Raw genomic sequence first — 26,969 nt, forward strand, 5'->3', positions numbered from 1 at the left:
GATAAGATTCAGCAACAACCCATTTTCTTCGACATTTCCACTTCATGGCTGATGCCACATTTGGAAGATTTAAAGGAGTGACAGTCTGTGGACAGCCATACTTCCGAATTATGGCAGCAAATTTTATCGATTATTCAAACCAAACTAAGCAAGCCGAGCTTTGATACCTGGTTTAAGGCTACCAAGGCCTTAACGTTTAGCCCCCAGGCTCTTATTATCTCGGCGCCTACAACTTTTGCCGTAGAATGGCTGGAAAGTCGCTACACCAAACTGGTAGGAGCAACAGTTTATGAGGTCACCGGACAACAGGTTGACGTCAAATTTGTAATTGAAGAGAACAAACCCTCTGAGCCGATCGTTCAACAAATGGCACCCTCTCCCGCAGTTTCACGCGAAGAAGCACAGACGCATTTGCTCAATCCCAAATACACTTTTGATACGTTCGTGATCGGCTCGGGCAACCGTTTTGCGCATGCGGCCTCACTGGCAGTAGCCGAAGCGCCGGCCAAAGCTTACAATCCTTTGTTTTTGTACGGAGGCGTGGGTCTCGGGAAGACTCACTTGATGCATGCCATCGGGCACTATGTGCTGGAGCATAACCCCAATAATAAGGTTATCTACATCTCGTCCGAGAAATTTACGAATGAATTCATCAACTCCATTCGTGACAACCGTGGTGAAAGCTTCCGTAACAAATACCGCAATGTTGACATTTTGCTGATTGACGATATTCAATTCCTGGCCGGCAAAGAGTCAACGCAGGAGGAATTTTTCCATACGTTCAATGCTCTTCATGAAGAACGCAAGCAAATTATTATCTCAAGCGACCGGCCTCCAAAGGAAATTCCCACGCTGGAAGAACGGCTGCGCTCGCGCTTTGAATGGGGACTGATCACCGATATTCAGCCTCCGGATCTGGAAACACGGATTGCCATTCTCCGTAAGAAGGCTAAGGCAGAGAACCTGGATATCCCGAACGAAGCGATGATGTATATCGCTAATCAGATTGATACGAACATCCGTGAGCTTGAAGGCGCGCTAATACGCGTTGTGGCTTATTCATCACTGACTAACCAGGATGTGACGACGCATCTGGCAGCTGAAGCACTGAAGGATATCATTCCTTCCAGCCGGCCGAAGATGATTACGATCAACGATATTCAGCAAAAAGTCGGGGAATACTACAATTTGCGCATGGAGGATTTCAAAGCGCGGAAACGCACGAAGGCTGTTGCTTTTCCAAGGCAGATTGCCATGTATCTCTCCCGTGAATTAACCGATTATTCGCTTCCCAAGATCGGCGAGGCCTTCGGAGGACGCGATCATACGACAGTTATCCATGCCCATGAGAAGATTACGCAGCAATTAAAGGTGGACCAGGAGCTATATAAAGTGGTAAATAATCTTGCGGAGAAAATTAAAAATCCTTCCTAAGAGGAACAAAGAGCCTATACACAATCTATACACATGTGGGTAGGCTTAATTTTATGCTGTTTAGTGACTTATCCACATAAACGGAGCCCCTACTACTAATACTATTAAATAACTATAATAATTCATCTTCTAAGAGCAGGTTTCAAAGAAGATAAACGTACACCCATTTCCCAATTTTTCAGCTAGGAGTGAAATCATGAAAATCAGCATTCTCAAGAATGAACTTAACGAATCCATAGGACATGTCTCCAAGGCGATCTCGAGCAGAACAACCATCCCTATTTTGACCGGAATCAAGCTTGAGGTTAGCCACCAGGGAGTAACATTGACGGCAAGCGACACGGATATCTCGATCCAATCCTTTATCCCTGCAGAAAATGACAGCCATACGATCGTAAAAGTGGAACAGCCCGGCAGCGTAGTGCTTCCAGCCAAGTTCTTTGTCGAGATCATCAAGAAGCTTCCCTCCAAAGAAATTCACATGGAAGTCAAAGAGGGCTTTCAAACCTATATCTCTTCCGGATCTACGGAGATTCAGATTGTTGGCCTGGACCCTGAAGAATTCCCTGTTCTGCCAAGCATTGAGGAGAATGAAACCATCTCGATGCCAGGCGATTTGCTGAAGAATATGATTAAACAAACCGCTTTCTCCATCTCTACACAAGAGACAACACCGATTCTGACGGGGATTCTGTGGAATCTTGCCGATAACGAGTTTAAGTTCACCGCTACCGACCGCCACCGTCTGGCAACAAGAGCAGCACATCTGGAAGGTACAGAGAATGTTCAGTTTGCGAATATTGTTATTGCCGGCAAAACGCTGAACGAGCTCAGCAAAATTATTCCGGATCAGAATATGCTGGTGGATATTGTCGTAGCAGATAACCAGGTCCTGTTCAAAATCGACAAAGTGCTGTTCTATTCGCGGATCCTGGACGGAATTTATCCGGATACTTCTAGAATTATTCCAACCAACTACAAAACAGAACTAACTCTTGATACAAAAAAACTCAGCGAATCGATTGACCGCGCTTATTTGCTGTCCCGTGAAGAAAAAACGAACATCGTCCGCATGCAGACTCTTGAGAATGGTGATGTAGAGATTTCTTCCAGCTCGTCTGAGCTGGGTAAGGTCCGCGAAGAACTTGAAGTGATTGATTTCAAAGGTGAGCCTTTGCGGATCTCCTTCAACTCCAAATATATGCTGGACGTACTGAAGGTTGTGGAGAGTGAGCAGCTCGTGATTGCCTTCACCGGCATGATGAGTCCGATAATTCTCAGACCGCTCGACGAGAGCCGCAGCCTATATGTCATTCTGCCTTACCGGACAACCAATTAACGCCCTGTCCATGACCTGTGGATAAGTGGTGGAAAGGATAAAAAAGATGAAAAAAATAGTTATCCACAGTGGATATATTAAGCTGGACCAGTTTTTGAAGCTGGCGGATTGTGTATCCACAGGCGGTATGGCCAAAGCGCTGCTGCAGGAAGGGCATGTGCAAGTGAACGGGGAGAAAGAAGAACGCCGTGGCAGAAAGCTCTACCCGGGTGATAAGATAGAGGTACAGGATAACGGCGTATTCGAAGTTGAAGGCGGCGGAGTCAAAGAGTAGTACACCCAAGGAGGATCAGGGTCTTGTTTGTCAAAAACATCGGTCTGCAGTATTACCGCAACTATGGGCTGCTGCGCCTTACGAATCTGGGGGATGTGAACCTCATTCTCGGCCAGAACGCCCAAGGCAAAACAAATCTCATGGAGGCTTTGTTCGTCCTGGCGATGACCAAAAGCCACCGTACCTCCAAGGACAAGGAACTCATATCGTTCGATGCTCCCGCAGGTTCCGCACAGATTGTAGCCGAAGTGGAGCGTAAATACGGTGATCTTAAGCTGGAGCTAACCCTGTCGGCTCAAGGCAAAAAAGCCAGAATTAACGGACTGGAGCAGCGCCGGCTTAGTGAATTCGTAGGTTCACTGAATGTGGTGATGTTTGCTCCGGAGGATCTGGAGATTGTCAAAGGCACCCCGGGCATACGGCGCCGGTTCCTTGACATGGAGATTGGCCAGGTCCAGCCCAGCTACCTGTTTCATCTGCAGCAATACCAGAAGGTGCTGCTCCAAAGAGGCAATCTGCTGAAGCAGTTATGGGGAAAAGAGGCAGCCGGCAAGGAGCTTCTGGAGATTTGGGATGCCCAACTTGTAGAGCATGGTGTTAAAATCGTCAAAAAAAGGAAACAATTCATAAAGAAGCTGCAGATATGGGCAGAAAGCATCCACCGCGGCATTACAAACGGCGGAGAAGAGCTTAAACTGCTCTATGTCCCCTCTTTCGGTGAGCGTGAAGAGGAAGATGAAGCTGTCTTATTAGACAAATTTATGTTAAAGTTATCACAAACGAGAGATCAGGAAATCAGGCGCGGCATGACGCTGACGGGTCCCCATAGGGATGACCTGTCCTTTTTTATCAACGGAAGAGAAGCTCAGGTCTACGGTTCCCAGGGACAGCAACGTACGGCAGCTTTATCGCTCAAGCTGGCGGAAATTGAACTGATCCATGAGGAGATCGGAGAGTATCCTGTGCTGCTTCTTGATGATGTTTTGTCTGAACTTGATCCCTATCGTCAGACCCAGCTTATCGAAACTTTTCAAAGCAAGGTACAGACTTTCATCACCGCCACCGGTGTGGAGGGACTGAATGCCGATAAATTAAAAGGCGCAAGCCTGTATCATGTTCACGGCGGCACAGTGGAGTTATAAGAGCGGAGGAAGACCATGTATATTCATTTGGGCGGAGAGAAAATTATTCGATCCTCAGAGTTGATTGCTATATTTGATATATCGATTGAGAAATCCTCCAAGGTGTCGAAGCAATTCATGACTCATTCCCAGCAGGATAAGAAGCTGGAGCGCATTGGTGAAGAGGAAGCGAAGTCTATTGTCGTCACCAAGAATACTGTCTACTACTCCCCTATCTCCTCCTCCACTCTCAAAAAAAGAGCCAAAATCTTGTTAGAAATATAATGTTTCGGTAGTTACAGGAGATAATCTGAAAGAAGTAGGTGAAGGCATGTCAATGAATCAACCGACATATGATGAGAGCCAGATTCAGGTACTGGAAGGGCTGGAAGCGGTTCGGAAACGTCCCGGCATGTACATTGGCTCCACTAGCGCCAAAGGTCTGCATCATTTGGTCTGGGAGGTTGTCGATAATAGTATCGATGAGGCGCTGGCAGGTTTTTGCGACCGGATTCAAGTAAAAATTCATGAAGATAACAGCGTGACTGTTATTGATAACGGGCGGGGAATACCTGTCGGCGAGAACGTAAAGCTGAAGAAATCTACACTTGAGGTCGTAATGACTGTCCTGCATGCAGGCGGTAAATTCGGCGGCGGAGGTTACAAGGTTTCCGGCGGTCTTCATGGTGTGGGTATATCTGTTGTTAATGCATTGTCCGAGAAGGTAGTTGTAACGGTCAAACGTGACGGACATGTCTACCAGCAGGAGTATAGACGCGGTGCGCCGCAATATGACATCAAGGTAATCGGAGATTCCGAGGAGACAGGGACGACTACAACCTTCCACCCGGATCCGGAGATTTTTACCGAGACAACTATTTTTGAATACGCAACTCTGCTTACCCGTATCCGCGAGCTTGCCTTCCTGAACAAGGGCATTGAGCTTTCTCTGACGGATGAACGGACCGGAGTCTCTAATACATTCAAGTATGACGGCGGTATTGTGGAGTATGTGAAATATCTCAATGAGAAAAAAGAAGCCCTGCATGATGATCCGATCTACGTGGAAGGCTCACGGGATATGATCGCGGTTGAAGTGGCTCTCCAATATAACGATTCTTACACAGAGAACATTTATTCCTTCGCCAACAATATCAACACCCATGAGGGCGGAACGCATGAATCCGGCTTCAAGAGTGCCTTGACGCGAATCATCAATGACTATGCCCGCAAGGCAGGCGTGATCAAGGACAGCAGCCAGAATCTTACCGGAGATGATGTCCGTGAAGGTCTGACAGCAATTATCTCTGTCAAAATTCCTGAGCCGCAGTTCGAAGGCCAAACCAAGACCAAGCTGGGAAACAGTGAAGTCCGCGGGATCGTCGAATCTCTGTTCGGCGAGAAGCTGCAGGAGTTCCTGGAAGAGAATCCCGCTGTCTCACGCAAGGTGCTGGAGAAGTCGCTGCAGGCTTCACGTGCCCGTGAAGCAGCCCGCAAGGCCCGTGAGCTGACCCGCCGTAAGAGTGCGCTTGAAGTCAGTGCCCTCCCGGGCAAGCTGGCTGACTGCTCCTCCAAGGATGCGTCAATCAGTGAGCTGTACATCGTCGAAGGTGACTCTGCGGGCGGATCGGCCAAGCAAGGCCGTGACCGTCATTTCCAGGCAATCCTGCCGCTGCGCGGTAAGATCCTGAACGTAGAGAAAGCCCGGCTCGACCGGATCTTGTCCAACGCTGAAATCCGGGCGATTATTACCGCTCTGGGGACTAGCATCAGTGATGATTTCGATCTGTCCAAGGCACGTTACCACAAGGTTGTCATCATGACCGATGCGGACGTCGACGGTGCCCACATCAGAACATTGCTGCTGACCTTCTTCTACCGTTACATGCGGAAGATTGTCGATGCCGGGTATATCTACATCGCCCAGCCGCCGCTGTTCAAGATTGAGCGCAACAAAGTCATCCGCTACGCGCAGACCGAGAAGGAACGCGATGAGATCATCGCTGGCTTTGGCGAGAACGTCAAAGTTAACGTACAGCGCTACAAAGGTCTGGGTGAGATGAATGCCGCGCAGCTCTGGGATACTACAATGGATCCTGAGAGCCGCACGATGCTGCAGGTAACGATTGAGGATGCGATGCTGGCTGACAGCATCTTCGATACACTTATGGGTGACAATGTTGAACCGCGCCGTGAATTTATTCAGGAGCATGCTCAATCTGTCAAAAATCTCGATATTTAAACGCAAGCTATATAACGAACCTCCGGTTCTCCCGTAAGGGATGAAACCGGAGGTTTTTTTATTGGGAATAACGTTTTGCTGTCGGGGGGGGATTAGCGCTTTAGCCTTGGTTTTCTGCGGCGGTAGCCCGGGGCCGGCCGGTTGCGCTTCAAACGTCCATAGGCAACAGCATAGCGTTGGATTCTGCGGTAAATAGCTTTGTTCGGGAACATTTTGAAGACAATGATCGACGGCAGCGTGTTAACCTCAAGCAGCCACAGATCATGATGCTGATCCATTGCCACATCCAGTCCGATCTCTTTGAGACCCGGATAGGCCGTTTCCAGCTGTGAACCGATTCTAACTCCCAGTGATTTCAGCTGCTGGATGGTTGCAGTCATTTCGCCTGGCGTCATATGTTCCTGGAACAGGTCATCGATCTGAAAGATGCTGCCTCCGTTGTGATAGTTCGTGACCACCTTTTGCGGAGCGGCCACGCGGCCGAGCATGCCCGTAGTCTCCCAGGCTCCCTGAAGATTCTTCTGGGTCAGTACCCGCAGATCAAAAGGCCGGTCCTGATGCTGGAGCAGATCTATGCCTTGCTGCACGAGATAAGTACGCCCCTTAATCCGCGGCAATAGGGCAGCATGAAGCTCTTCCGGTGTATTGAAAATCTCCGCATCTTTGGCGTATCTCAGAATATACATCAGCTTGGGTTCTGCTGGTGCTTCTGCTTCACAGGTTAAGGGATCTGCTTCCGGGTAGCTGAAGTCCGGCTGCTGCTCGCTGGGGCTCAAATGAACTACCCGCTGTTCAGCTCTCATGACTCCGCTGCCGTAGGTGCCGCGGTCAGGTTTGATATATACCGTTCCGTACAGACCCAGCAGCTCTTTCAAATCTTCCAGGGCGTATTTACGTGTTTCCGGAATGAAGACCGAGAGCAGGCGGTTCTGAAGAATGACTTTCGTTTTTGCCCACTTGCTGGACACGCGCTGAATCCTCATTTTCTGCCTCCTTGGGTAGTTGTGCAGTTGCCGGTTTTCCCACAGATGAACGTATATCCGTTTGTTCATCTGTGGCGAATTTTCAGGACAATCTAACTAAACAATGTTATAATATAAGGATATGGGGTTATGCTTTTTTGGACGAAATCAGGGTCATAAAGCCATTCTTCTTGTCTTTACAGTCTATGTACTGAAGACACCAGCGGAAAGGGCGTATATCCTTATCCGTACTAAAAGAAAATCAATATAGAAGATAAAAGGCTATCATGTTTAATTGTGCTGCTTTTGTGAAAGTAATATAATAAAGGGTAGCGGTTTTTAACTGAAGGAGGTCCACCAACTCATGGCTGAACAAAATAACCCGCAAATCAGGGATCGGGACATTGGCGTGGAAATGCGTGAATCCTTTATGGATTACGCAATGAGCATCATTGTAAGCCGGGCTTTGCCGGATGTGCGGGATGGACTTAAGCCTGTTCACCGACGCATTTTGTTTGCGATGTCGGAACTTGGAATGTCCTCGGATAAACCTCACAAGAAATCAGCGAGAATCGTCGGTGAGGTTATCGGTAAGTATCACCCTCACGGTGACTCGGCGGTTTATGAAACAATGGTACGTATGGCACAGGATTTCTCCATGCGCTATATGCTCGTAGACGGCCACGGAAACTTCGGCTCCATTGACGGAGATATGGCAGCTGCGATGCGTTATACCGAAGCGAGGCTGTCCAAAATCGCCGGAGAAATGCTCCGCGATCTGAACAAAGAAACAGTTGATTTCGCTCCCAACTATGACGGTGAAGAGAATGAGCCTGTAGTATTGCCGGCGCGTTACCCTAACCTGCTTGTGAACGGGGTTTCGGGGATTGCGGTCGGTATGGCTACCAATATTCCTCCGCACAATCTGGGCGAGGTCATTGATGGTGTACAGGCAATGATCAAGAATCCTGACATTACGCCTATGGAGCTTATGGAATATATTCAGGGCCCGGATTTCCCGACGGCCGGTTATATTTTGGGCCGTGAAGGCATCCGTCAGGCTTACCGCACAGGACGCGGATCGGTTACTATGCGTGCCAAAGCGACGATTGAAGAGAATAACGGTAAAGCGCGGATTATTGTGCATGAGCTTCCTTACCAGGTCAACAAAGCCAGACTGGTTGAGAAGATTGCTGAATTGGTGCGTGAGAAACGTATCGAGGGCATTACGGATTTGCGTGATGAATCTGACCGTAACGGAATGCGTGTAGTCGTTGAAATGAGACGTGATGTGAATCCTAGCGTCGTGCTCAACAACCTCTACAAACATACCTCTATGCAGTCTACCTTCGGGATTAACATGCTGGCTATCGTCAATAATGAACCGAAGATTCTGAACCTGCGTGATGTGTTGTATCATTATTTGCAGCATCAGATCGAAGTTATCCGTCGCCGGACCGTGTTTGACCTGAAGAAGGCGGAAGCCCGGGCGCATATTCTGGAAGGCCTGCGTGTTGCCCTCGATCATCTGGATGAGGTTATTGCTCTTATCCGTGCTTCACGGACAACAGATATTGCCCGTGAAGGCTTGATGGAGACCTTCAGTCTAAGCTTGGAGCAGGCTCAGGCGATCCTCGATATGCGGATGCAACGCCTGACCGGTCTGGAACGCGAGAAGATTGAGAATGAATATAACGAATTATTGGCCAAAATCACTGAATACAAGGAGATTCTGGCTAATGAGCATCTCGTCCTGGAGATTATCAGCAATGAGCTGCAGGAGATTCGTGATAAGTACTCTGATGACCGCCGTACGGAAATTACGGTTGGGGAAGAGAGTATTCTCGATGAGGATCTGATTCCACGTGAAGAGGTTGTAATCACGATTACACATACCGGCTACATCAAACGTCTTCCGGTTAGCACTTACCGCAGCCAGAAGCGCGGGGGCCGCGGTGTAATCGGGATGGATACCAAGGACCAGGACTTTGTGGAGCATCTCTTCGTGAGTAATTCCCATAACTACCTGATGTTCTTCACCGATAAAGGTAAAGTGTACCGGATTAAGGCTTATGAGATTCCGGAGCTTGGCCGCACCGCCCGGGGAACGCCGATCATCAACCTGATTCAAATTGAGCAGGGTGAGAAGATTAGCGCGGTAATCCAGGTAGAGGAAGCGGACAGCGACAAATACCTGTTCTTCGCTACCCGGGAAGGGATCGTGAAGAAGACCCCTCTGGAGGACTACAACAACATCCGCAAGGGTGGTCTGATCGCGATTAATCTCCGTGAGGAAGATTCATTGATTGAAGTGAAGCTGACCGATGGTGAGCAGAACCTGATTATCGGGACTGCACGCGGAATGTCGATTACCTTCTCCGAGAGCGATGTGCGTTCCATGGGCCGCAGTGCTACAGGGGTTAAAGGGATCACGCTTGATGACAATGACCATGTCATTGGTATGGACTGCGTGGACAAGGATCTTGAAGTGCTGATTGTAACAACCAAGGGTTATGGTAAACGGACACCTGCCGGTGATTACCGTTCGCAGACCCGCGGAGGTAAAGGCATCAAGACTATTAACCTTACCGATAAGAACGGACCGGTAGTCGGGCTGAAGGTTGTCAAGACTGATGAGGACCTCATGATTATTACGACCAGCGGTACTCTAATCCGGACCAGTATGGATGGAATTTCCACAATGGGCCGGTACGCACAGGGCGTTAAGCTGATTAACATCCGTGAGGATGATGCAGTGGCTACGCTATGCAGAGCGGATAAAGAGGAAGATGACTTGTCCGAGCAAGAGGAAGGCGAAGAAATTCAAGGTACAGTAGTGGAAGGCGATGGCGAAATTAGCGAGCCTGAAGCGGAAACGGATACCGGGAACGAAGACGATAGCCTCGAATAATCCTTTGCAGCATAAGCATGAGTTTCTGATTTATAGAAGCTCATGCTTTTTTATTTATAGAATGGGAGTCCGCTATCTAGCCGCTTGCCGGGTTCCATACTATAATTAGAGAATTACAGGTGTCACAGAAATAAAGGGGCTGAATTTATGCCAAACATATCCGTTGGAGAGATCAAAGCGGGATCAAAGATTATTAAGGATGTAATCACTCCATTGGGAGGAGTGTTATTCAGTAAAGGCAAGATCATACTTCCGCGGGATATTGAGATACTGCAAGCCTTTTTGATAGGGCAAGTGGAGATTGAGGGAGTTCAGGGAGAGGACAAAGCTCAGGAAGGCTCCAAACCGGCAGTGAAGCAGCAGGCAGCCAAAACAGGTGCGCTCATTAATGAGTCCATACTGGCCAAGAGCAATTCTCCGCTTCACGATGAGTATGAGAAGATGCTGGTGCTAATTAAGCAGAGTTATCGCGCAGCAACCGCAGCGGTACTTCCGATATTTGAGTTGCGGAGCCAACTGGAGCTGTTGATCAGCCATTTGAAAGATTATCATGTCTTGAAGTTTGCACCGCGTGTCCTGTTTGACCAGGACTATAATTATCATAACGCTGTATTGTCAGCCCTAACTTCATATAAAATTGCCCAGTGGTGCGGATATCCGCAAAAGGATTGGATGCAGGCTGCCTTTGCCGGTTTGCTTCATGATATAGGGAACATTAAGGTTGATGAGACTTTGCTGCACAAGCCGACTCCTCTTAAGGGCACTGAGATAGAAGAAGTACGCAGGCATACCACCTATGGATACCAGCTGTTGCGTAATGTTACAGCAATCAACGAAGGTGTCAGACTAGCTGCCCTGCAGCATCATGAGAAGATAGACGGTTCTGGTTATCCGCTTAAGCTGGATGGCAGCCAGATTCACTTCTATGCGAAGATTGTTGCGGTCGCCGATATCTTCCATGCCATGACGCTTGAAAAATCCTACAGGAAGGCTCAGTCGCCTTATCTGGTTCTGGAGCAGATTCAGAAGGAGAGCTTCGGGAAGCTAGACCCGGTTATTGTACAAACCTTCATTCAAAAAACAACGGATCTCTATAATGGCACGCGGATACGCCTCAGCGACGGGCGGCATGGGGAGATCATCTTTACGGATCGCACTAATCCTACAAGACCAATGGTCCAGGTTGAAGGCAAGATCGTGAATCTGGTCAATGAACGGGAGCTTCATATTCAGGAGATTATTGCTTAGGCATAAGCGGGTGTGATCAACAGAAGCTATGTCATCTGTGGCTAGCCTTATCCGGGCGGTTATTAGGGGCATAGCTTTTATAATTGAATTCAAAATAATGCTTGCAATCAGAATCTATACATGATATATTCTATTTCTGGCCGCGAAACATCAACGTCGGGCTCGAAAAAGAAGTTGAAAAAAGAGCTTGCATTGATAGGTTGGATGTGATATATTATAAGAGTTGCTGGTGACGCAGTGAGCGGCGCTAACAACGAGCTTGATCTTTGAAAACTGAACAACGAGTGAGTATCGGAGATCGCTTCGGCGAGATCCAAAGTAGAGAATATAACAATTCTCGTCAGATGTTTCAAAATGAGCAATCGCTCTTTCTAAATACAATTTGGAGAGTTTGATCCTGGCTCAGGACGAACGCTGGCGGCGTGCCTAATACATGCAAGTCGAGCGGAGTTTGAATGGAAGCTTGCTTCCATTCCTGCTTAGCGGCGGACGGGTGAGTAACACGTAGGCAACCTGCCCTCAAGACTGGGATAACTACCGGAAACGGTAGCTAATACCGGATAATTTCTTTCCTCTCCTGAAGAGAGAATGAAAGGCGGAGCAATCTGTCGCTTGGGGATGGGCCTGCGGCGCATTAGCTAGTTGGTGGGGTAACGGCTCACCAAGGCGACGATGCGTAGCCGACCTGAGAGGGTGAACGGCCACACTGGGACTGAGACACGGCCCAGACTCCTACGGGAGGCAGCAGTAGGGAATCTTCCGCAATGGGCGAAAGCCTGACGGAGCAACGCCGCGTGAGTGATGAAGGTTTTCGGATCGTAAAGCTCTGTTGCCAGGGAAGAACGTCCGGTAGAATAACTGCTACCGGAGTGACGGTACCTGAGAAGAAAGCCCCGGCTAACTACGTGCCAGCAGCCGCGGTAATACGTAGGGGGCAAGCGTTGTCCGGAATTATTGGGCGTAAAGCGCGCGCAGGCGGTCATTTAAGTCTGGTGTTTAAACCTTGGGCTCAACCTGAGGTCGCACTGGAAACTGGGTGACTTGAGTACAGAAGAGGAAAGTGGAATTCCACGTGTAGCGGTGAAATGCGTAGATATGTGGAGGAACACCAGTGGCGAAGGCGACTTTCTGGGCTGTAACTGACGCTGAGGCGCGAAAGCGTGGGGAGCAAACAGGATTAGATACCCTGGTAGTCCACGCCGTAAACGATGAGTGCTAGGTGTTAGGGGTTTCGATACCCTTGGTGCCGAAGTTAACACAGTAAGCACTCCGCCTGGGGAGTACGGTCGCAAGACTGAAACTCAAAGGAATTGACGGGGACCCGCACAAGCAGTGGAGTATGTGGTTTAATTCGAAGCAACGCGAAGAACCTTACCAGGTCTTGACATCCCTCTGAATCCGCTAGAGATAGCGGCGGCCTTCGGGACAGAGGAGACAGGTGGTGCATGGTTGTCGTCAGCTCGTGTCGTGAGATGTTGGGTTAAGTCCCGCAACGAGCGCAACCCTTGACTTTAGTTGCCAGCAGGTTAAGCTGGGCACTCTAGAGTGACTGCCGGTGACAAACCGGAGGAAGGTGGGGATGACGTCAAATCATCATGCCCCTTATGACCTGGGCTACACACGTACTACAATGGCCGGTACAACGGGAAGCGAAACCGCGAGGTGGAGCCAATCCCAGCAAAGCCGGTCTCAGTTCGGATTGCAGGCTGCAACTCGCCTGCATGAAGTCGGAATTGCTAGTAATCGCGGATCAGCATGCCGCGGTGAATACGTTCCCGGGTCTTGTACACACCGCCCGTCACACCACGAGAGTTTACAACACCCGAAGTCGGTGGGGTAACCCGCAAGGGAGCCAGCCGCCGAAGGTGGGGTAGATGATTGGGGTGAAGTCGTAACAAGGTAGCCGTATCGGAAGGTGCGGCTGGATCACCTCCTTTCTATGGAGAATCGTCACCTGCAACGGTGACATTCAAATCGGAAGCTAAGCTTCCAAAACTCAGGTTTAGGCCTGTTACTCACTCGTTGGTCAGTTTTGAGAGTTTAAGCTCTCATCTTTAACTTGATCCTTGAAAACTGGATACCGAAACGAATTTGCGTTTTAGAACATCTTTTAGCTGAAACTTGTGTAAGCAAGTTGAAATAGTTATTAGTCATGCTGAGCGATGGTTTTGGATTATGAGGGACTTTTGGCTTTAAACAGAATAGCGGACGGATTCATCCGGAAGCGCTGTTTAAAACAAGATGAGCGAATGAGCCAATACCGGAGCGATTGGTTAAGCTAATAAGAGCACACGGAGGATGCCTAGGCGCCAGGAGCCGACGAAGGACGTGGCGAACAACGAAACTGCCTCGGGGAGCTGTAAGCAAGCTTTGATCCGGGGGTGTCCGAATGGGGAAACCCAGCTGTGGTAATTCGCAGTTACTCATTTCTGAATACATAGGAAATGTAGAGGCAGACCAGGGGAACTGAAACATCTAAGTACCTTGAGGAAGAGAAAACAATAGTGATTCCGTCAGTAGCGGCGAGCGAACGCGGAACAGCCTAAACCAAGGGGCTTGCCCCTTGGGGTTGTGGGACGTCTCACATGGAGTTACAAAGGAATATGGTAGGCGAAGAGGTCTGGAAAGGCCCGCGATAGAGGTAAAAGCCCTGTAGCCTAAACTGTGTTCTCTCCGAGACGGATCCCGAGTAGTGCGGGGCACGTGAAACCCCGTATGAATCCAGCAGGACCATCTGCTAAGGCTAAATACTACCTGGCGACCGATAGTGAAACAGTACCGTGAGGGAAAGGTGAAAAGCACCCCGGAAGGGGAGTGAAATAGAACCTGAAACCGTGTGCTTACAAAAAGTCAGAGCCCTCTTTATGGGTGATGGCGTGCCTTTTGTAGAATGAACCGGCGAGTTACGTTTAACATGCAAGGTTAAGGTGAGAAGCCGGAGCCGCAGCGAAAGCGAGTCTGAATAGGGCGACTGAGTATGTGGACGTAGACCCGAAACCGTGTGATCTACCCCTGTCCAGGGTGAAGGTGCGGTAACACGCACTGGAGGCCCGAACCCACGCATGTTGAAAAATGCGGGGATGAGGTGGGGGTAGCGGAGAAATTCCAATCGAACTCGGAGATAGCTGGTTCTCCCCGAAATAGCTTTAGGGCTAGCCTCGGTGAATGGAGTGGTGGAGGTAGAGCACTGATTGGGTGCGGGGCCCGCAAGGGTTACCAAGCTCAGTCAAACTCCGAATGCCATTAACTTCTTGCCGGGAGTCAGACAGTGAGTGCTAAGATCCATTGTCAAAAGGGAAACAGCCCAGACCATCAGCTAAGGTCCCCAAGTGTGTGTTAAGTGGGAAAGGATGTGGAGTTGCACAGACAACCAGGATGTTGGCTTAGAAGCAGCCACCATTGAAAGAGTGCGTAATAGCTCACTGGTCGAGTGACTCTGCGCCGAAAATGTAACGGGGCTAAACACACCACCGAAGCTATGGCTAGATGCTTTGCATCTGGGGTAGGGGAGCGTTGTATGTAGGTTGAAGGTGTACCGTAAGGAGCGCTGGACAGCATACAAGTGAGAATGCCGGTATGAGTAACGAAAAGATCAGTGAGAATCTGATCCGCCGAAAGCCCAAGGTTTCCTGAGGAAGGCTCGTCCGCTCAGGGTAAGTCGGGACCTAAGGCGAGGCCGAAAGGCGTAGTCGAAGGACAACAGTTTGAAATTACTGTACCACCGTAATCCGCTATGAGCGATGGGGTGACGCAGGAGGGTAGTGACGCGGACTGATGGATGTCCGTCTAAGCAGTGAGGCTGGTGTGTAGGCAAATCCGCACACCGTTAAGGCTGGGCTGTGATGGGGAGCGAAAATTGTAGTAGCGAAGGTCATGATCTCACACTGCCAAGAAAAGCCTCTAGCCAGGAGAAGGTGCCCGTACCGCAAACCGACACAGGTAGGCGAGAAGAGAATTCTAAGGCGCGCGGAAGAACTCTCGTTAAGGAACTCGGCAAAATGACCTCGTAACTTCGGGAGAAGAGGTGCCTCGGTAGGGTGAATAGCCCGAGGGGGCCGCAGTGAAAAGGCCCAAGCGACTGTTTAGCAAAAACACAGGTCTGTGCGAAGCCGCAAGGCGAAGTATACGGGCTGACGCCTGCCCGGTGCTGGAAGGTTAAGGGGAGTGGTTAGGGGTTAAACCCGAAGCTGTGAACCGAAGCCCCAGTAAACGGCGGCCGTAACTATAACGGTCCTAAGGTAGCGAAATTCCTTGTCAGGTAAATTCTGACCCGCACGAATGGCGTAACGACTTGGGCGCTGTCTCAACGAGAGATCCGGTGAAATTTTAATACCTGTGAAGATGCAGGTTACCCGCGACAAGACGGAAAGACCCCATGGAGCTTTACTGCAGCTTGATATTGAATTTGGGTACGATCTGTACAGGATAGGTGGGAGCCGGTGAGAGCGGAGCGCAAGCTTCGCTGGAGGCGCCGTTGGGATACCACCCTGATCGTATCTAGGTTCTAACCTGGTACCCTAAGCGGGTACGGGGACCGTGTCAGGCGGGCAGTTTGACTGGGGCGGTCGCCTCCTAAAGAGTAACGGAGGCGTTCAAAGGTTCCCTCAGAATGGTTGGAAATCATTCGCAGAGTGCAAAGGCATAAGGGAGCTTGACTGCGAGACCTACAAGTCGAGCAGGGACGAAAGTCGGACTTAGTGATCCGGTGGTACCGCATGGAAGGGCCATCGCTCAACGGATAAAAGCTACCCTGGGGATAACAGGCTTATCTCCCCCAAGAGTCCACATCGACGGGGAGGTTTGGCACCTCGATGTCGGCTCATCGCATCCTGGGGCTGAAGTAGGTCCCAAGGGTTGGGCTGTTCGCCCATTAAAGCGGTACGCGAGCTGGGTTCAGAACGTCGTGAGACAGTTCGGTCCCTATCTGTCGTGGGCGCAGGAAATTTGAGAGGAGCTGTCCTTAGTACGAGAGGACCGGGATGGACGTACCGCTGGTGCATCAGTTGTTCCGCCAGGAGCATGGCTGAGTAGCTACGTACGGACGGGATAAGCGCTGAAAGCATCTAAGCGTGAAGCCCCCCTCAAGATGAGATTTCCCAATTAGTAAGACCCCTTGAAGACGACGAGGTAGATAGGTTGGAGGTGGAAGTGCAGCAATGCATGGAGCTGACCAATACTAATCGGTCGAGGGCTTATCCAATAATTCTAACACGCAGATTCGTTTCGGATTCAGTTTTCAGGCGATCAAGCCTGATACATCTTAAGCTGCATGTCCTTTCAGGGGACTGATCTTTTCTCGCAGCGTATATTTTGGAAGGTTGATTATTTTCCTGAGGAAATTCAGGGAGAAAAGCGACCGGAAAAAATCCGTTTGGTGGCGATAGCGGAGGGGTTCCACGCGTACCCATCCCGAACACGACCGTTAAGCCCTCCAGCGCCGATGGTACTTGGACCGAAGGGTCCTGGGAGAGTAGGACGCCGCCAAGCACATGAAGCCATTGTTGAGCAATCGACAATGGCTTTTTTGTATATATACAGAGGTAAAGAGGGCAAAAAGCAGAAATCAGAAATAAAACGCTTACAAACGAGTGACATTTTTGTTACCGACGAGTCGATAGTTCCAAGTATAATAGAAAAGTGCAAATATTAAGCAGAGGCCTTAATACGAATGAACTACAGATAAATTCTAACTTTGAATTTTCTTGCGTCTTTAGATGCATGGTAGAGGTAAGGAGGATTTAAGGTATGAAGCGAACCCAACCTTTATGGATATTAGTTATTCTTTGTATAGTTGGAGTTATGCTGGCCGGTTGCGGAACGAAAGAGCCGGCCTGGGAAACGTTTGACGGCGCACTCAATGAGAAGAGTTTTCCGGTTCCCAAAGAAGCGAGTTCTCCTGACAGGACAACTACAAATGTGGCCATGGATTATGTAAGGTACTCTTTACCCGGACTGAAAGAGAAGAAGGGTGTACCTGAACCTTATCTTGAGGAGATCAAGGCATGGGGATGGGAGGAGCAGAGTAATGAGGATTCCGGAAGCTCCCGTGTTTTTCAGAAAGAAGGACTTATTGTACATTTAACCGTGCATGATGGCTACTTCATTGTAATGATCCCGAAGGAAAAGAAAGTCACGACGAAAGGCTTAAAGAGCAAATGAAAAAATCGCCGTCCGCATGTGGATGGCGATTTTTTGTGTGGGATGCAGATTGAATATGCACCCTTATGTATGATTGCCTAAGATTATTGGGCGTAATAGGAGGCGTCAGCCGGATTGAACTTCAGCATGCCGTCTTTCGCTTCGCTGCGCAGCCGCAGGAGGGTATACAGGCGGGGCAGCAGTAGCCATAGATGGCAAATCACTAAAGAGGCAGTAAACGCAGGCGGAGCCCAGACGATAAAGAGCGCTGTAATGCAGAGGCCGATCCACAGGTTATGCATTTGTACCTTCCGGAAGATACCATAGTTGATATATTGATCAGGCATATAACCCGGCCAAGGCAGTTGAAGGGACATTTTCCACCGCTTTACGATAGGGTGACCGGAGATCAGCAGGACTGATCGTGAAATGACATATTGAATCCATAGCATTACCGGTCCGGCAATAATCATGAACAGAATGCTCAGCCAGGATAAGAAAACCGTTTCCAGCACAAGGAACACAAAAGGAAGCGCAATATAGACCCGCAGCAGGGGTGCGGAAATATTAATTTTTTTGATAAGCTTGTATTGATAGAATGTAGCAGCGCCTTTGGTGTTTGGTTCCATAAAGAAAATTCAGACCTCCTCACAAGTTCTCTTGTTATTAATATCGGCCTAACTGTGTATTTTATTAAACCCGGGATCAGATACACCGATTGGGCTTTAGACGAATATATATATTTCAGGCTATGATGGATAGGAAAAAACTATGAAAAGGTTTAAAATGATAGAAGGTGTACCATACTATTCTTAAAAGAGTCAAGGTGGGATGAATATGGAACAGCAAATCGCGCAGGCCTGCATCATCTGCGGGCAAGAAAAGGAAGAGGGCATTGTGATTGTCTCGCATTTCATCTGTGAAGATTGTGAGAGTGAGATGGTGCGTACAGAGGCTGAAGATGCCAAGTACCGTTTTTTCATTGGCCGGATGAAGAAGATCAATCTGCAGAAGAATGCCTAGCAAGAGAAGCAGCACTTAGAGTTTACAGGATAGTATATAAAGAGCGGGCGGTGGATTTGTGTCGCGTTGGCTGCAAATAAAAGGATTCATCTAACGGTTTCTCCGCCAGGGTATGGTGAGAGGGGCCGTTTTGTTGTTGCGGGAAGAGTTTGGGCAGAATAATAGGCGTTTGGGTATATTTGCGTTAAAATAGAAGGTAACCCCCAGGGAAGGAAGAACAAATGAACAATCTACAGCCTGGCAGGGCACCTGTATACGAAATGCTGGAACAATATAGACTTAAGGATGATATATCTTATCATGTGCCTGGTCACAAAAATGGCGAGGCTTACCGGGATACCCCGGATGCAGGGTATCTGGCGGAAGTGATGCGTCATGATGTGACCGAGATTACCGGAACCGATGATCTTCATCATCCTGAAGGGGTCATTCAGGAGGCGCAGGAGCTGGCGGCGGATTGTTTCGGCGCCGAGGAAAGCTTCTTTCTGGTTGGCGGCAGCACATCGGGGAATCTGGCACTTATTCTGACCGTTTGCCCTGAGCCGGGCATGCTGCTTATTCTGCAGCGTAATGTCCACAAGTCTGTAATCCACGGGTTGATGCTGGCCGGGGCGCGTGTTGTATTCCTGGAGCCGCAGATTGACCCGGACAGCGGGCTTGCAGTTGCTCCGGCTGCAGAAACGGTGCAGGCTGCGCTGGCAGCATACCCTGAGGCTGCCGCCGTGCTGGTCACCATGCCGAATTACTACGGCATGGGCAGTGACCTTGCGCCCCTCGCGCAGGCCTGTCACGACAGCGGGATTCCGCTGCTGGTAGACGAGGCGCACGGGGCGCATTACGGGCAGCACCCGGCGCTGCCAGCCGGGGCGCTTGCCCAGGGCGCGGACGGCGTGGTGCAGTCCACGCATAAGATGCTGACGGCGCTGACGATGGGCGCCATGCTGCATGTGCAAGGGCCATGGCTCGACCGCGCGCTGCTCCGCCAGCGCCTCGCCATGGTGCAGAGCTCCAGCCCATCCTACCCCGTGATGGCTTCGCTCGATCTGGCCCGGCGGCTGCTGCACAGCCAGCGCGCCGGTGCCTTCACGGCGGGGCTCGCCGCCGTGGACGTACTGCGGCGCGGCCTGGCTGCGCTGCCGCGCTTTCAGCTGCTGCAGCCGGCGGGGCCGCTGCAGCGCACCTGCGGCGATGCTGACGCCGCAGAGACAGATACGCCGCCGCAACGCGGGGCGGCGTACGGGACACAGGACCCCTTTAAGGCCGTCATTTATGACGCCGCCGGGGTCCTGGGGGGCTTCGAGCTGCAGCGCAGGCTCGAGGCGAAGGGGATCGTGCCGGAGATGAGCGACGACCGGCACGTGGTTCTGGCCTTCAGCCTCGGCTCGAAGGCAGAGGATGCAGCGGTGCTGCTGGAGGCGTTGCGGGATATCGCGGCGCAGACAGCCTGCGGGGTGCCGCAGACGGACGGCACAGAAGCAGCTTGTGACTCCGGGGCCAGGTATGCTGCTGGTTCCGGCTCTGCTCCTGAGGAGGCAGCAGGGGCTGGCCTTGTCGCTGGCTCTAGCCCTATCGCGGAATCTCAACCGGATTCCGCCTCCATGACCGTAAGGGCTGCTGCATCATATAATAATAGCGAAGAGGTTATACCAGCCTCTCTCAGCCATAATTCCACGTGGAACAATTTCAGCGCATCGCTGATCTCAGCTCCGGTCCCGTTCTCCACGAAGCCGGTGGCCGCTGGTGAGACAGAGAGTATAACGCTTGAAGCAAGTGCGGGCCGAGTGGCGGCCGAGATGGTTATTCCGTATCCGCCGGGTATACCGCTGCTCTATCCCGGAGAGATCATAACAGGGTCCATATGCGGCAGGCTGGGCAGCCTACGTGAAGGCGGGGCTAAGTTTCAGGCCTGTGCCGATCCCGCCTTACAGCATATTAAGGTGTACAACATTCAGAAGGGCGGAGAAGTATAAGTGAAGCGAGAAGGTTTCTTCATTACTCTGGAGGGAGGCGACGGCTCCGGTAAAACAACCGTACTCGGCAGAGTAGCGGCTTATCTGCAGAATCATTCCATGCCCTACTTAATCACCCGCGAACCGGGCGGAATTGAAATCGCCGAGAAGATCCGCTCCATAATTCTGGACCCGGCGCATACAGCCATGGATGCGCGGACAGAAGCACTGTTATATGCGGCAGCAAGAAGCCAGCATCTGGCGGAAGTAGTCGAGCCAGCGCTACAGGAAGGGATTACTGTGCTCTGCGACCGTTTTGTAGACAGCAGCCTGGTCTATCAAGGCTATGCTAGAGGACTTGGCATTGAGGAAGTGTGGGGAATTAACCGGTTTGCGACCGGCGGCAGGATGCCTGATCTTACGTTCTATCTGGATGTAGATCCCGAGGTGGGGCTGTCACGGATAGCGGCCAATCAGAACCGGGAAGTCAATCGTCTGGATCTGGAAAGTCTTGAATTTCATCAGAAGGTAAAAGCCGGTTATCAGCTCGTGGTGGATTCCGATCCGCAGCGGATTGTTGTTCTTGATGCTAACCGCCCGATCCATATGGTGGAGCAGGACATCGTACAGACACTGAAGGACAGAATATTAAAGGATTTCTAAGATGTTTTGTCAAATAAACAATAGAGGTATAATGATTAAACACAGACCTGCGGCGGGGTAGCTGCTGCTGCCGGGAGCTCTGTGATCACAACAAATGCAGGAGGGGAAACGAAGATGAATTTGATCATTGCAATTATCCAGGACAAGGACAGCAACCGTCTATCCAGTGAACTAGTAAAAGCGAATTTCCGTGCAACCAAGCTGGCGAGTACAGGCGGATTTCTGCGGGCAGGCAACACTACTTTTCTGATTGGGGTAGATGATATTCAGGTGGATGCAGTACTCAGTGTAATCCGCAACAGCTGCAAGGTGCGCGAACAATTGGTCACACCTGTAACGCCGATGAGCGGTACGACAGATTCATATTTGCCTCTTCCAGTGGAAGTTCAGGTAGGCGGAGCTACAGTATTCGTTCTTCCGGTCGATCGTTTCGAGCATTACTAACGCATAATATAGCAATAAACCATAAGGGCGGTAGATACCTTTGAAGATCAACCCGGGCTACAGGCCCTTAAAAAGTGAATTGTCGACCACGGAAGCTGACCGGCGGCCTGTGGTGCAAAAGAACTTTAACGATGTATTTCAGCAGCAAAGTGAACAAAAAACAATAGATGAACTGAACCGCCAGATTAAAGATATCCAGCAGCAAGGCGACCGGCTCTCCAAATCAATGACCGTCCGTGAACTGGCTATCTACCGGAATATGATCAAACGGTTTCTGGAGGAGACTGCACGCCGCGGAGTGATCCTGAAGGAAACCAAGGGCTGGGACCGGCGCGGCCGGGGCAAACGCTACAAGCTGCTGGATGAGATTGATGCCGCTCTGCTGAATATGGCAGATGATCTGCTCGATAGTGAACAGGGCCGGATTGATCTGCTCGGACGGGTCGGAGAAATCCGCGGGCTGCTGATTAACCTTTCGTTCTGACAAACTTGGAGGAATATATGTCTTTTGATGAACTATTAGGCCAGGAGGATGCCAAGCGGCTGCTTCAAAATGCCTTACGCAAGGACGCTGTAAGTCATGCTTATCTGTTCACCGGCCCGCCAGGAAGCGGTCAGGTCAGAATGGCTATGACGTTCGCCCAAGCGATATTCTGCACCAAGTGCAAGGATGATGCCTGCGGGGAATGTCTGGAGTGTCGTAAGGTAGAGCATGGCAACCATCCCGATTTATCGTTGCTGCGGCCCGACGGGGCGAGTATTAAGATTGACCAGATCCGTGAACTTCAGCGCGTTTTTTCCTACCGCTCGGAAGGAATCAACCCGAAGGTTTATATTATAGAAGGAGCGGACAAAATGACGGTGCAAGCCGCAAACAGTCTGCTGAAATTTCTGGAGGAGCCTCCTGCTCCTGCGGTAGGTATTCTGATCTCCGATAACAGCAGTTCCCTGCTGCCGACGATCCAGTCCAGAACCCAGCGCATTCCGTTTAGCCCGCTCCATCCGGATATTATGCTTCAGGCGCTGTCCGGTGAAGGGGTTCCGGTGCCGCTGGCACGGTGCGCGGTATCACTGACTGCAGGTCTTGACGGCTGCAGGGAACTTTTGGCACAGAATTGGTTTGCAGAAATGAGAAATCTAGTGTTACAATTAGCAAAGGAGTCTTTGGGCAAAGGCAGCTCCGCGGTAGCAACTGCAGGGCAGAAGGTGTTCAAGACCGGGCTTGGTGAACATTTGGATATTCTATTCAGCATGTTTCACTTATGGTTCAAAGATATGCTCTACTTCCTGTACCGAAAGCACGAAAGTATCGTTTTCATAGATCAGTTAGACTTCATTTCCAAGGCTGCCCGTCAGCGGAGTACGGAACAATGGGTAGCTTACATGGAATTTGCGGTGGAGAGCAAGCGCAGGCTCCGCTCCAATACCAATACCCAGTTGTGTTTGGAGCAGTTCTTAATCCGGTTAGAAATTTAACAGGCCGGGTTATTTATGATAAATCCTCCGGATAAACGCTTCAGCACCTGGAAGTACGGGTTTAACGGATGAGGAAGGACAAGCAGCATGGATCATCTGGGAAGCAGGCTTGCTTAAGGATTCCTTTACCGGCAAACAAGGGGGTTAATTTTTGTACAGCGTAGTAGGTGTCCGCTTCAAAAAAGCGGGTAAAATATATTATTTTGATCCACTTGACTTCCCGATTGAACGCGATCAATGCGTAATTGTTGAGACAGCAAGAGGGGTCGAATACGGTAAGGTTGTCGTTGGCAAAAAAGAGGTGCAGGAAGCAGACGTTGTACTGCCGCTCAAGAAGGTCATGCGTATTGCCGGTGAAACCGACGCGCGTGTGGTCGAAGAGAACAAAGGTGCTGCAAAGGACGCTTTTACCACCTGTTTAAATAAAATCCGCGATCATGGCCTCAAAATGAAGCTTGTGGATGTGGAGTTTACGTTTGACCGTAATAAGATTATTTTTTATTTCACTGCTGAGGGCCGCGTGGATTTCCGCGAACTGGTTAAGGACCTGGCAAGTATTTTCCGGACCCGCATCGAGCTCCGGCAGATAGGTGTACGTGATGAAGCCAAGATGCTTGGCGGACTTGGACCTTGCGGGCGGGTGCTCTGCTGTTCCTCCTGGCTGGGCGATTTCGAGCCTGTGTCCATCAAGATGGCCAAGGACCAGAACCTCTCGCTTAACCCGACCAAGATCTCGGGATTATGCGGACGGCTGATGTGTTGTCTGAAGTTTGAGCATGATAATTATGAGAGCACGAAGGAAGAAATGCCGGCGGTAGGCAAAATCGTCGTAACCTCACTGGGTGATGGCAAAGTAGTTGGTATTAATGCCGGAAGCCGCACGGTTCATGTGCAGTTGTTTGAAGTGGGCAAAGTTAAAGAACTTCCAATGGATGATGTTGTCGTCAAGTAAACCATTATAAGGTTACTTTCGGGGTGGAAACTTGGAGAAGAAAAATATATTTGCACACATGCAGGAGATGGAAGCGCAGATGGATGAAATGCGCACCACTCTAGGAGATTGGAAACAGACGGTTAAAGAGCTGATGGAAGCTAATCAGAAGCTTAGTCTGGAGAATGAGCAGCTACGTATCATATTGAAAAGGGAAGCCCCTCTGGATAAGGCCGCTCTTTCTGCTGAGGCGGAGGCTATACTCGCTGCCGAAGGCAAAGAAGAGGTTGTCGGAGAAGGTTACGATAATCTGGCCAGGCTGTACCATGAAGGCTTTCACATCTGCAATGTCTATTTCGGACATTTGCGAACGGAAGGCGATTGTCTGTTCTGCCTTTCCTTTCTTAATAAATGAGGATATCCAGCCGTAGGAGATTTTCGCCTACGGTTTTTTTTGAATTTGGAGTATATGCTTCGTAAGCAAGTTTAGTTTCGAAGGCTTATCAAGTAAACATATGTTCAACAAAACGTTAGGAGTGTACAATGACGAATTCTTTTAATGATATTCCTGTGTCCTTGCATCCTGCAGAACGGATAGATGATTTGTTGACCCATGATCTGCGGATTATCCAGAGTGATGAAGTATTCAGCTTCTCGATGGATGCTGTGCTTCTGGCCCGTTTCGCCGGCATACCGCCGCGCGGAAGAGTACTTGATCTGTGCACTGGCAACGGAGTAATTCCGATGCTGCTGACCACCCGTACGAAAGCTTCTATTGAAGGAATAGAAATTCAGCCCCGTCTTGCCGACATGGCCCGGCGCAGTGTAGCTCTGAACGGGCTTACGGAGCGGGTGCTGATTCATGAAGGCGATTTGCGGGAGCTGCATAATACTGCAGGCTATGGCGTATATGATGCAATAACGGTTAACCCCCCCTATATGCCGCTTAACGGGAGCGATCTGAAGCTGAATTCGCATCAGGCCATGGCCCGTCATGAAATCGGCTGTACGCTGGAGGAGGTCATTCAGGCCTGTGTCCGGCTTGTCCGTACTGGAGGCAAAGTCAGTATGGTACATAAGCCGCAGCGTCTGGTAGATATCATTAGTCTGATGCGTAAGCACCGGCTGGAACCGAAGCTGATCCGCTTTGTACACCCCCGTGCTCATCTGGAGGCGAATATGGTACTAATTGAAGCGGCGCGCGACGGGAAACCGGAGGTGCGTTTACAGCCGCCTTTAATCGTATATAATGAGGACAATCAATACTGCCCGGAGATTATGGATATTTATTATGGGAACAAAGAGGATATCAGCCAATGACGATAACATGCCAAAGCAGCTTTCAAAATAACAATGACGGGGCAAAGCCAGAAGGATGCGGATGTCTGTATCTGGTGGCTACACCAATCGGCAATCTGGAGGATATGACGTACCGCGCGGTACGCACTCTGAAGGAATGTGATATTATTGCCGCCGAAGATACGCGACAGACGCGTAAATTACTTAGCCATTTTGAGATTACTCCATCCATGCTGTTCAGTTATCATGAGCATAATAAGGCGGCAAGCGGACCTGAGCTGATACGCTATATAATAGAAGGTAAAAATTTAGCCCTTGTCAGCGATGCCGGTCTGCCGGCGATTTCAGACCCCGGAGCGGATTTGGTAGCCCTCGCTGTAAGCCATCAAATTCCGGTGATTCCGATCCCCGGAGCTAACGCGGCGCTGTCAGCTTTGATTGCTTCCGGATTGCCTACCGCCAGCTTCACTTTTATTGGTTTTCTGCCTAGAGAGCGCAAGGATATCCGTGCTGCTTTAGCACCTCTCCGTTCTGCACAGGGCACACTGCTCTTCTATGAGTCACCGCACCGCGTCGCTAAGACGCTGGTTCATTTACAAGAGGCCTTCGGCAACCGCCGGGTTACGCTGGCCCGTGAACTGACCAAGCGTTATGAGGAGTTTCTGCGTGGAACGATTGAGGAATGCTGTGTCTGGCTGGAGGAGCATCCTCCGCTGGGCGAGTATGTAATTGTGCTTGAGGGAGAGAGCAAGGAGGAGGCGGAGCTCGCCGAGTCCTCCTGGTGGCGTGAGCTGAGCATCGAAGCTCATGTTGCCCATTATGAAGCCTCAGGCCTGCCGCGCAAAGACGCGATGAAAAAAGCGGCCTCTGACCGTGGCTTGGCCAAACGCGATATTTATAATGCACTGCTGGAGCGGGAATAAGGGGATAGAGTGGATAGCAAATTTGATGACTGTGCGGTTAATGAAATAATTGTATTCTGTACACTTATATGGATATAATTATTCCTTATATTAGATATAGATGTAGTTTGTACATTTATATTTATAGAAAAAGGATAAGTTAGAGGATATGTATGGATATAATTGTATGAAATACAACTAAAATAATCAGCCGCTCACTTTGGTATTAAATAACTGTACAGAATGCAGTTATCCAATTTTCCCAAGAGGGATTATCCAATATCGTACCTAAACTATTTGCCTGAACCATATTCATTTGCCCGCGCTGACATGGTGATTCCCGCAAGGAGAGCGTGCCGCAGCACGAAGGTAACATGAAGGCAAATAACCAGTACGCACCAAAGTTGCTAATCGGCTCCGCCTTAAAGCAATTCCGCAGGGAGAGCGGTTCCACACTCCAACGTCACTCAAGAGCGTAACCGCACATCCGCCGCAAGAGCGAAGCGTGCGGCGAAACACTGCGTATGGCAAGGCCCTGAGGACGCACCTTCAGGGAGTCCGAAAAGGGCCGGTCCACCGCCGAACATGACTTCCTTCCGCCCCATCTGCACAG

Annotated in this window: 21 protein-coding genes and 3 rRNA genes; 22 read left to right on the top strand and 2 right to left on the bottom strand. The window is 50.1% G+C overall.

Going from position 1 to position 26,969, the window contains the following annotated elements; genetic code table 11:
- Positions 1 to 87: 87 nt before the first annotated feature.
- The 6 genes from dnaA (at position 88) to gyrB (ending at position 6,410) form a co-directional block, all read left to right on the top strand.
- Positions 88 to 1,434: a chromosomal replication initiator protein DnaA gene (dnaA, locus tag PBOR_RS00005; RefSeq protein WP_042209885.1), complete on the top strand. Its 1,347-nt coding sequence runs from the start codon at positions 88 to 90 to the stop codon at positions 1,432 to 1,434.
- A 196-nt stretch (positions 1,435 to 1,630) separates the two neighbouring features.
- A complete protein-coding gene (gene dnaN, locus PBOR_RS00010) occupies positions 1,631 to 2,773 on the top strand; it encodes a DNA polymerase III subunit beta (protein WP_042209887.1) in 1,143 nt (380 codons plus the stop codon).
- A 46-nt stretch (positions 2,774 to 2,819) separates the two neighbouring features.
- A complete protein-coding gene (gene yaaA, locus PBOR_RS00015) occupies positions 2,820 to 3,047 on the top strand; it encodes a S4 domain-containing protein YaaA (RefSeq protein ID WP_039295744.1) in 228 nt (75 codons plus the stop codon).
- Between the two features lie 23 nt (positions 3,048 to 3,070).
- On the top strand, positions 3,071 to 4,189 hold the full coding sequence (recF, locus tag PBOR_RS00020; RefSeq protein ID WP_042209889.1) for a DNA replication/repair protein RecF: 1,119 nt from the start codon (positions 3,071 to 3,073) through the stop codon (positions 4,187 to 4,189).
- Between the two features lie 15 nt (positions 4,190 to 4,204).
- Entirely contained in the window at positions 4,205 to 4,453 is a 249-nt protein-coding gene (remB, locus tag PBOR_RS00025) for an extracellular matrix regulator RemB (RefSeq protein WP_039295738.1), read from the top strand.
- A gap of 46 nt (positions 4,454 to 4,499) precedes the next feature.
- On the top strand, positions 4,500 to 6,410 hold the full coding sequence (gene gyrB, locus PBOR_RS00030) for a DNA topoisomerase (ATP-hydrolyzing) subunit B (RefSeq protein ID WP_042209891.1): 1,911 nt from the start codon (positions 4,500 to 4,502) through the stop codon (positions 6,408 to 6,410).
- A 92-nt stretch (positions 6,411 to 6,502) separates the two neighbouring features.
- On the opposite strand, the gene PBOR_RS00035 is transcribed toward gyrB, so the two are convergent.
- A complete protein-coding gene (locus tag PBOR_RS00035) occupies positions 6,503 to 7,393 on the bottom strand; it encodes a YheC/YheD family protein (protein WP_042209892.1) in 891 nt (296 codons plus the stop codon).
- Between the two features lie 343 nt (positions 7,394 to 7,736).
- Between PBOR_RS00035 and gyrA the strand changes: the two genes are divergently transcribed.
- The 6 genes from gyrA to PBOR_RS00065 all read left to right on the top strand — a co-directional run bounded on the left by gyrA (position 7,737) and on the right by PBOR_RS00065 (position 17,690).
- Positions 7,737 to 10,283: a DNA gyrase subunit A gene (gene gyrA / locus PBOR_RS00040; protein ID WP_042209893.1), complete on the top strand. Its 2,547-nt coding sequence runs from the start codon at positions 7,737 to 7,739 to the stop codon at positions 10,281 to 10,283.
- Between the two features lie 147 nt (positions 10,284 to 10,430).
- Positions 10,431 to 11,531, top strand: a complete 1,101-nt coding sequence (locus PBOR_RS00045) for an HD-GYP domain-containing protein (protein ID WP_042209894.1) — start codon at positions 10,431 to 10,433, stop codon at positions 11,529 to 11,531.
- Positions 11,532 to 11,910: 379 nt separating this feature from the next.
- Positions 11,911 to 13,468: ribosomal RNA gene (locus PBOR_RS00050) — 16S ribosomal RNA — on the top strand.
- Positions 13,469 to 13,802: 334 nt separating this feature from the next.
- Positions 13,803 to 16,731 (top strand): 23S ribosomal RNA (locus PBOR_RS00055).
- Positions 16,732 to 16,901: 170 nt separating this feature from the next.
- Positions 16,902 to 17,018: ribosomal RNA gene (gene rrf / locus PBOR_RS00060) — 5S ribosomal RNA — on the top strand.
- The 16S, 23S and 5S rRNA genes sit together here, the layout of an rRNA operon.
- 258 nt (positions 17,019 to 17,276) lie before the next feature.
- Positions 17,277 to 17,690 (top strand): hypothetical protein, encoded by a 414-nt coding sequence (locus PBOR_RS00065; RefSeq protein WP_039305704.1) that lies wholly within the window; start codon positions 17,277 to 17,279, stop codon positions 17,688 to 17,690.
- A gap of 83 nt (positions 17,691 to 17,773) precedes the next feature.
- Here the strand turns inward: PBOR_RS00065 and PBOR_RS00070 are convergent, their stop codons facing one another.
- Positions 17,774 to 18,298 carry a hypothetical protein gene (locus PBOR_RS00070; RefSeq protein ID WP_042209896.1) on the bottom strand — a complete coding sequence of 175 codons (525 nt, stop codon included), beginning with the start codon at positions 18,296 to 18,298 and terminating at the stop codon, positions 17,774 to 17,776.
- A gap of 208 nt (positions 18,299 to 18,506) precedes the next feature.
- Between PBOR_RS00070 and PBOR_RS00075 the strand changes: the two genes are divergently transcribed.
- From PBOR_RS00075 to rsmI, 10 genes are all read left to right on the top strand, one after another.
- On the top strand, positions 18,507 to 18,692 hold the full coding sequence (locus PBOR_RS00075; RefSeq protein ID WP_042209897.1) for a sigma factor G inhibitor Gin: 186 nt from the start codon (positions 18,507 to 18,509) through the stop codon (positions 18,690 to 18,692).
- A gap of 221 nt (positions 18,693 to 18,913) precedes the next feature.
- Complete coding sequence (locus PBOR_RS00080; protein ID WP_042209898.1) at positions 18,914 to 20,662, top strand: aminotransferase class I/II-fold pyridoxal phosphate-dependent enzyme; 1,749 nt, start codon at positions 18,914 to 18,916, stop codon at positions 20,660 to 20,662.
- On the top strand, positions 20,663 to 21,304 hold the full coding sequence (gene tmk / locus PBOR_RS00085; RefSeq protein WP_039305713.1) for a dTMP kinase: 642 nt from the start codon (positions 20,663 to 20,665) through the stop codon (positions 21,302 to 21,304).
- Positions 21,305 to 21,418: 114 nt separating this feature from the next.
- Positions 21,419 to 21,748, top strand: a complete 330-nt coding sequence (locus tag PBOR_RS00090; RefSeq protein ID WP_036723983.1) for a cyclic di-AMP receptor DarA — start codon at positions 21,419 to 21,421, stop codon at positions 21,746 to 21,748.
- A gap of 40 nt (positions 21,749 to 21,788) precedes the next feature.
- Positions 21,789 to 22,232, top strand: a complete 444-nt coding sequence (locus PBOR_RS00095) for a YaaR family protein (protein WP_042209901.1) — start codon at positions 21,789 to 21,791, stop codon at positions 22,230 to 22,232.
- A gap of 17 nt (positions 22,233 to 22,249) precedes the next feature.
- The gene (gene holB, locus PBOR_RS00100) at positions 22,250 to 23,224 is read left to right on the top strand and encodes a DNA polymerase III subunit delta' (RefSeq protein WP_042209903.1); all 975 of its coding nucleotides are present in this window, start codon (positions 22,250 to 22,252) and stop codon (positions 23,222 to 23,224) included.
- Positions 23,225 to 23,375: 151 nt separating this feature from the next.
- On the top strand, positions 23,376 to 24,176 hold the full coding sequence (locus PBOR_RS00105) for a PSP1 domain-containing protein (RefSeq protein WP_039305726.1): 801 nt from the start codon (positions 23,376 to 23,378) through the stop codon (positions 24,174 to 24,176).
- A gap of 31 nt (positions 24,177 to 24,207) precedes the next feature.
- Positions 24,208 to 24,570 (top strand): DNA replication initiation control protein YabA, encoded by a 363-nt coding sequence (yabA, locus tag PBOR_RS00110; protein WP_042209904.1) that lies wholly within the window; start codon positions 24,208 to 24,210, stop codon positions 24,568 to 24,570.
- A 128-nt stretch (positions 24,571 to 24,698) separates the two neighbouring features.
- Positions 24,699 to 25,475, top strand: coding sequence for a tRNA1(Val) (adenine(37)-N6)-methyltransferase (locus PBOR_RS00115; protein WP_042209905.1), 777 nt, complete (start codon positions 24,699 to 24,701; stop codon positions 25,473 to 25,475).
- Entirely contained in the window at positions 25,472 to 26,377 is a 906-nt protein-coding gene (rsmI, locus tag PBOR_RS00120; protein WP_042209906.1) for a 16S rRNA (cytidine(1402)-2'-O)-methyltransferase, read from the top strand. Before PBOR_RS00115 ends, rsmI begins: the two co-directional genes overlap by 4 nt.
- The last annotated feature ends 592 nt before the right edge of the window (positions 26,378 to 26,969 follow it).

The sequence above is a fragment of the Paenibacillus borealis genome, assembly GCF_000758665.1.
Lineage (GTDB): Bacteria > Bacillota > Bacilli > Paenibacillales > Paenibacillaceae > Paenibacillus_AQ > Paenibacillus_AQ borealis.

What these genes read in the sequence shown, in the direction of transcription:
- holB (WP_042209903.1), top strand. Translation starts at nt 22,250, where the DNA reads ATGTCTTTTGATGAACTATTAGGCCAGGAGGATGCCAAGCGGCTGCTT.
- remB (WP_039295738.1), top strand. Translation starts at nt 4,205, where the DNA reads ATGTATATTCATTTGGGCGGAGAGAAAATTATTCGATCCTCAGAGTTG.
- dnaN (WP_042209887.1), top strand. Translation starts at nt 1,631, where the DNA reads ATGAAAATCAGCATTCTCAAGAATGAACTTAACGAATCCATAGGACAT.
- gyrB (WP_042209891.1), top strand. Translation starts at nt 4,500, where the DNA reads ATGTCAATGAATCAACCGACATATGATGAGAGCCAGATTCAGGTACTG.
- PBOR_RS00045 (WP_042209894.1), top strand. Translation starts at nt 10,431, where the DNA reads ATGCCAAACATATCCGTTGGAGAGATCAAAGCGGGATCAAAGATTATT.
- PBOR_RS00065 (WP_039305704.1), top strand. Translation starts at nt 17,277, where the DNA reads ATGAAGCGAACCCAACCTTTATGGATATTAGTTATTCTTTGTATAGTT.
- PBOR_RS00115 (WP_042209905.1), top strand. Translation starts at nt 24,699, where the DNA reads ATGACGAATTCTTTTAATGATATTCCTGTGTCCTTGCATCCTGCAGAA.
- PBOR_RS00090 (WP_036723983.1), top strand. Translation starts at nt 21,419, where the DNA reads ATGAATTTGATCATTGCAATTATCCAGGACAAGGACAGCAACCGTCTA.
- PBOR_RS00080 (WP_042209898.1), top strand. Translation starts at nt 18,914, where the DNA reads ATGAACAATCTACAGCCTGGCAGGGCACCTGTATACGAAATGCTGGAA.
- yaaA (WP_039295744.1), top strand. Translation starts at nt 2,820, where the DNA reads ATGAAAAAAATAGTTATCCACAGTGGATATATTAAGCTGGACCAGTTT.
- PBOR_RS00035 (WP_042209892.1), bottom strand. Translation starts at nt 7,393, where the DNA reads ATGAGGATTCAGCGCGTGTCCAGCAAGTGGGCAAAAACGAAAGTCATT.
- rsmI (WP_042209906.1), top strand. Translation starts at nt 25,472, where the DNA reads ATGACGATAACATGCCAAAGCAGCTTTCAAAATAACAATGACGGGGCA.
- gyrA (WP_042209893.1), top strand. Translation starts at nt 7,737, where the DNA reads ATGGCTGAACAAAATAACCCGCAAATCAGGGATCGGGACATTGGCGTG.
- PBOR_RS00070 (WP_042209896.1), bottom strand. Translation starts at nt 18,298, where the DNA reads ATGGAACCAAACACCAAAGGCGCTGCTACATTCTATCAATACAAGCTT.
- PBOR_RS00075 (WP_042209897.1), top strand. Translation starts at nt 18,507, where the DNA reads ATGGAACAGCAAATCGCGCAGGCCTGCATCATCTGCGGGCAAGAAAAG.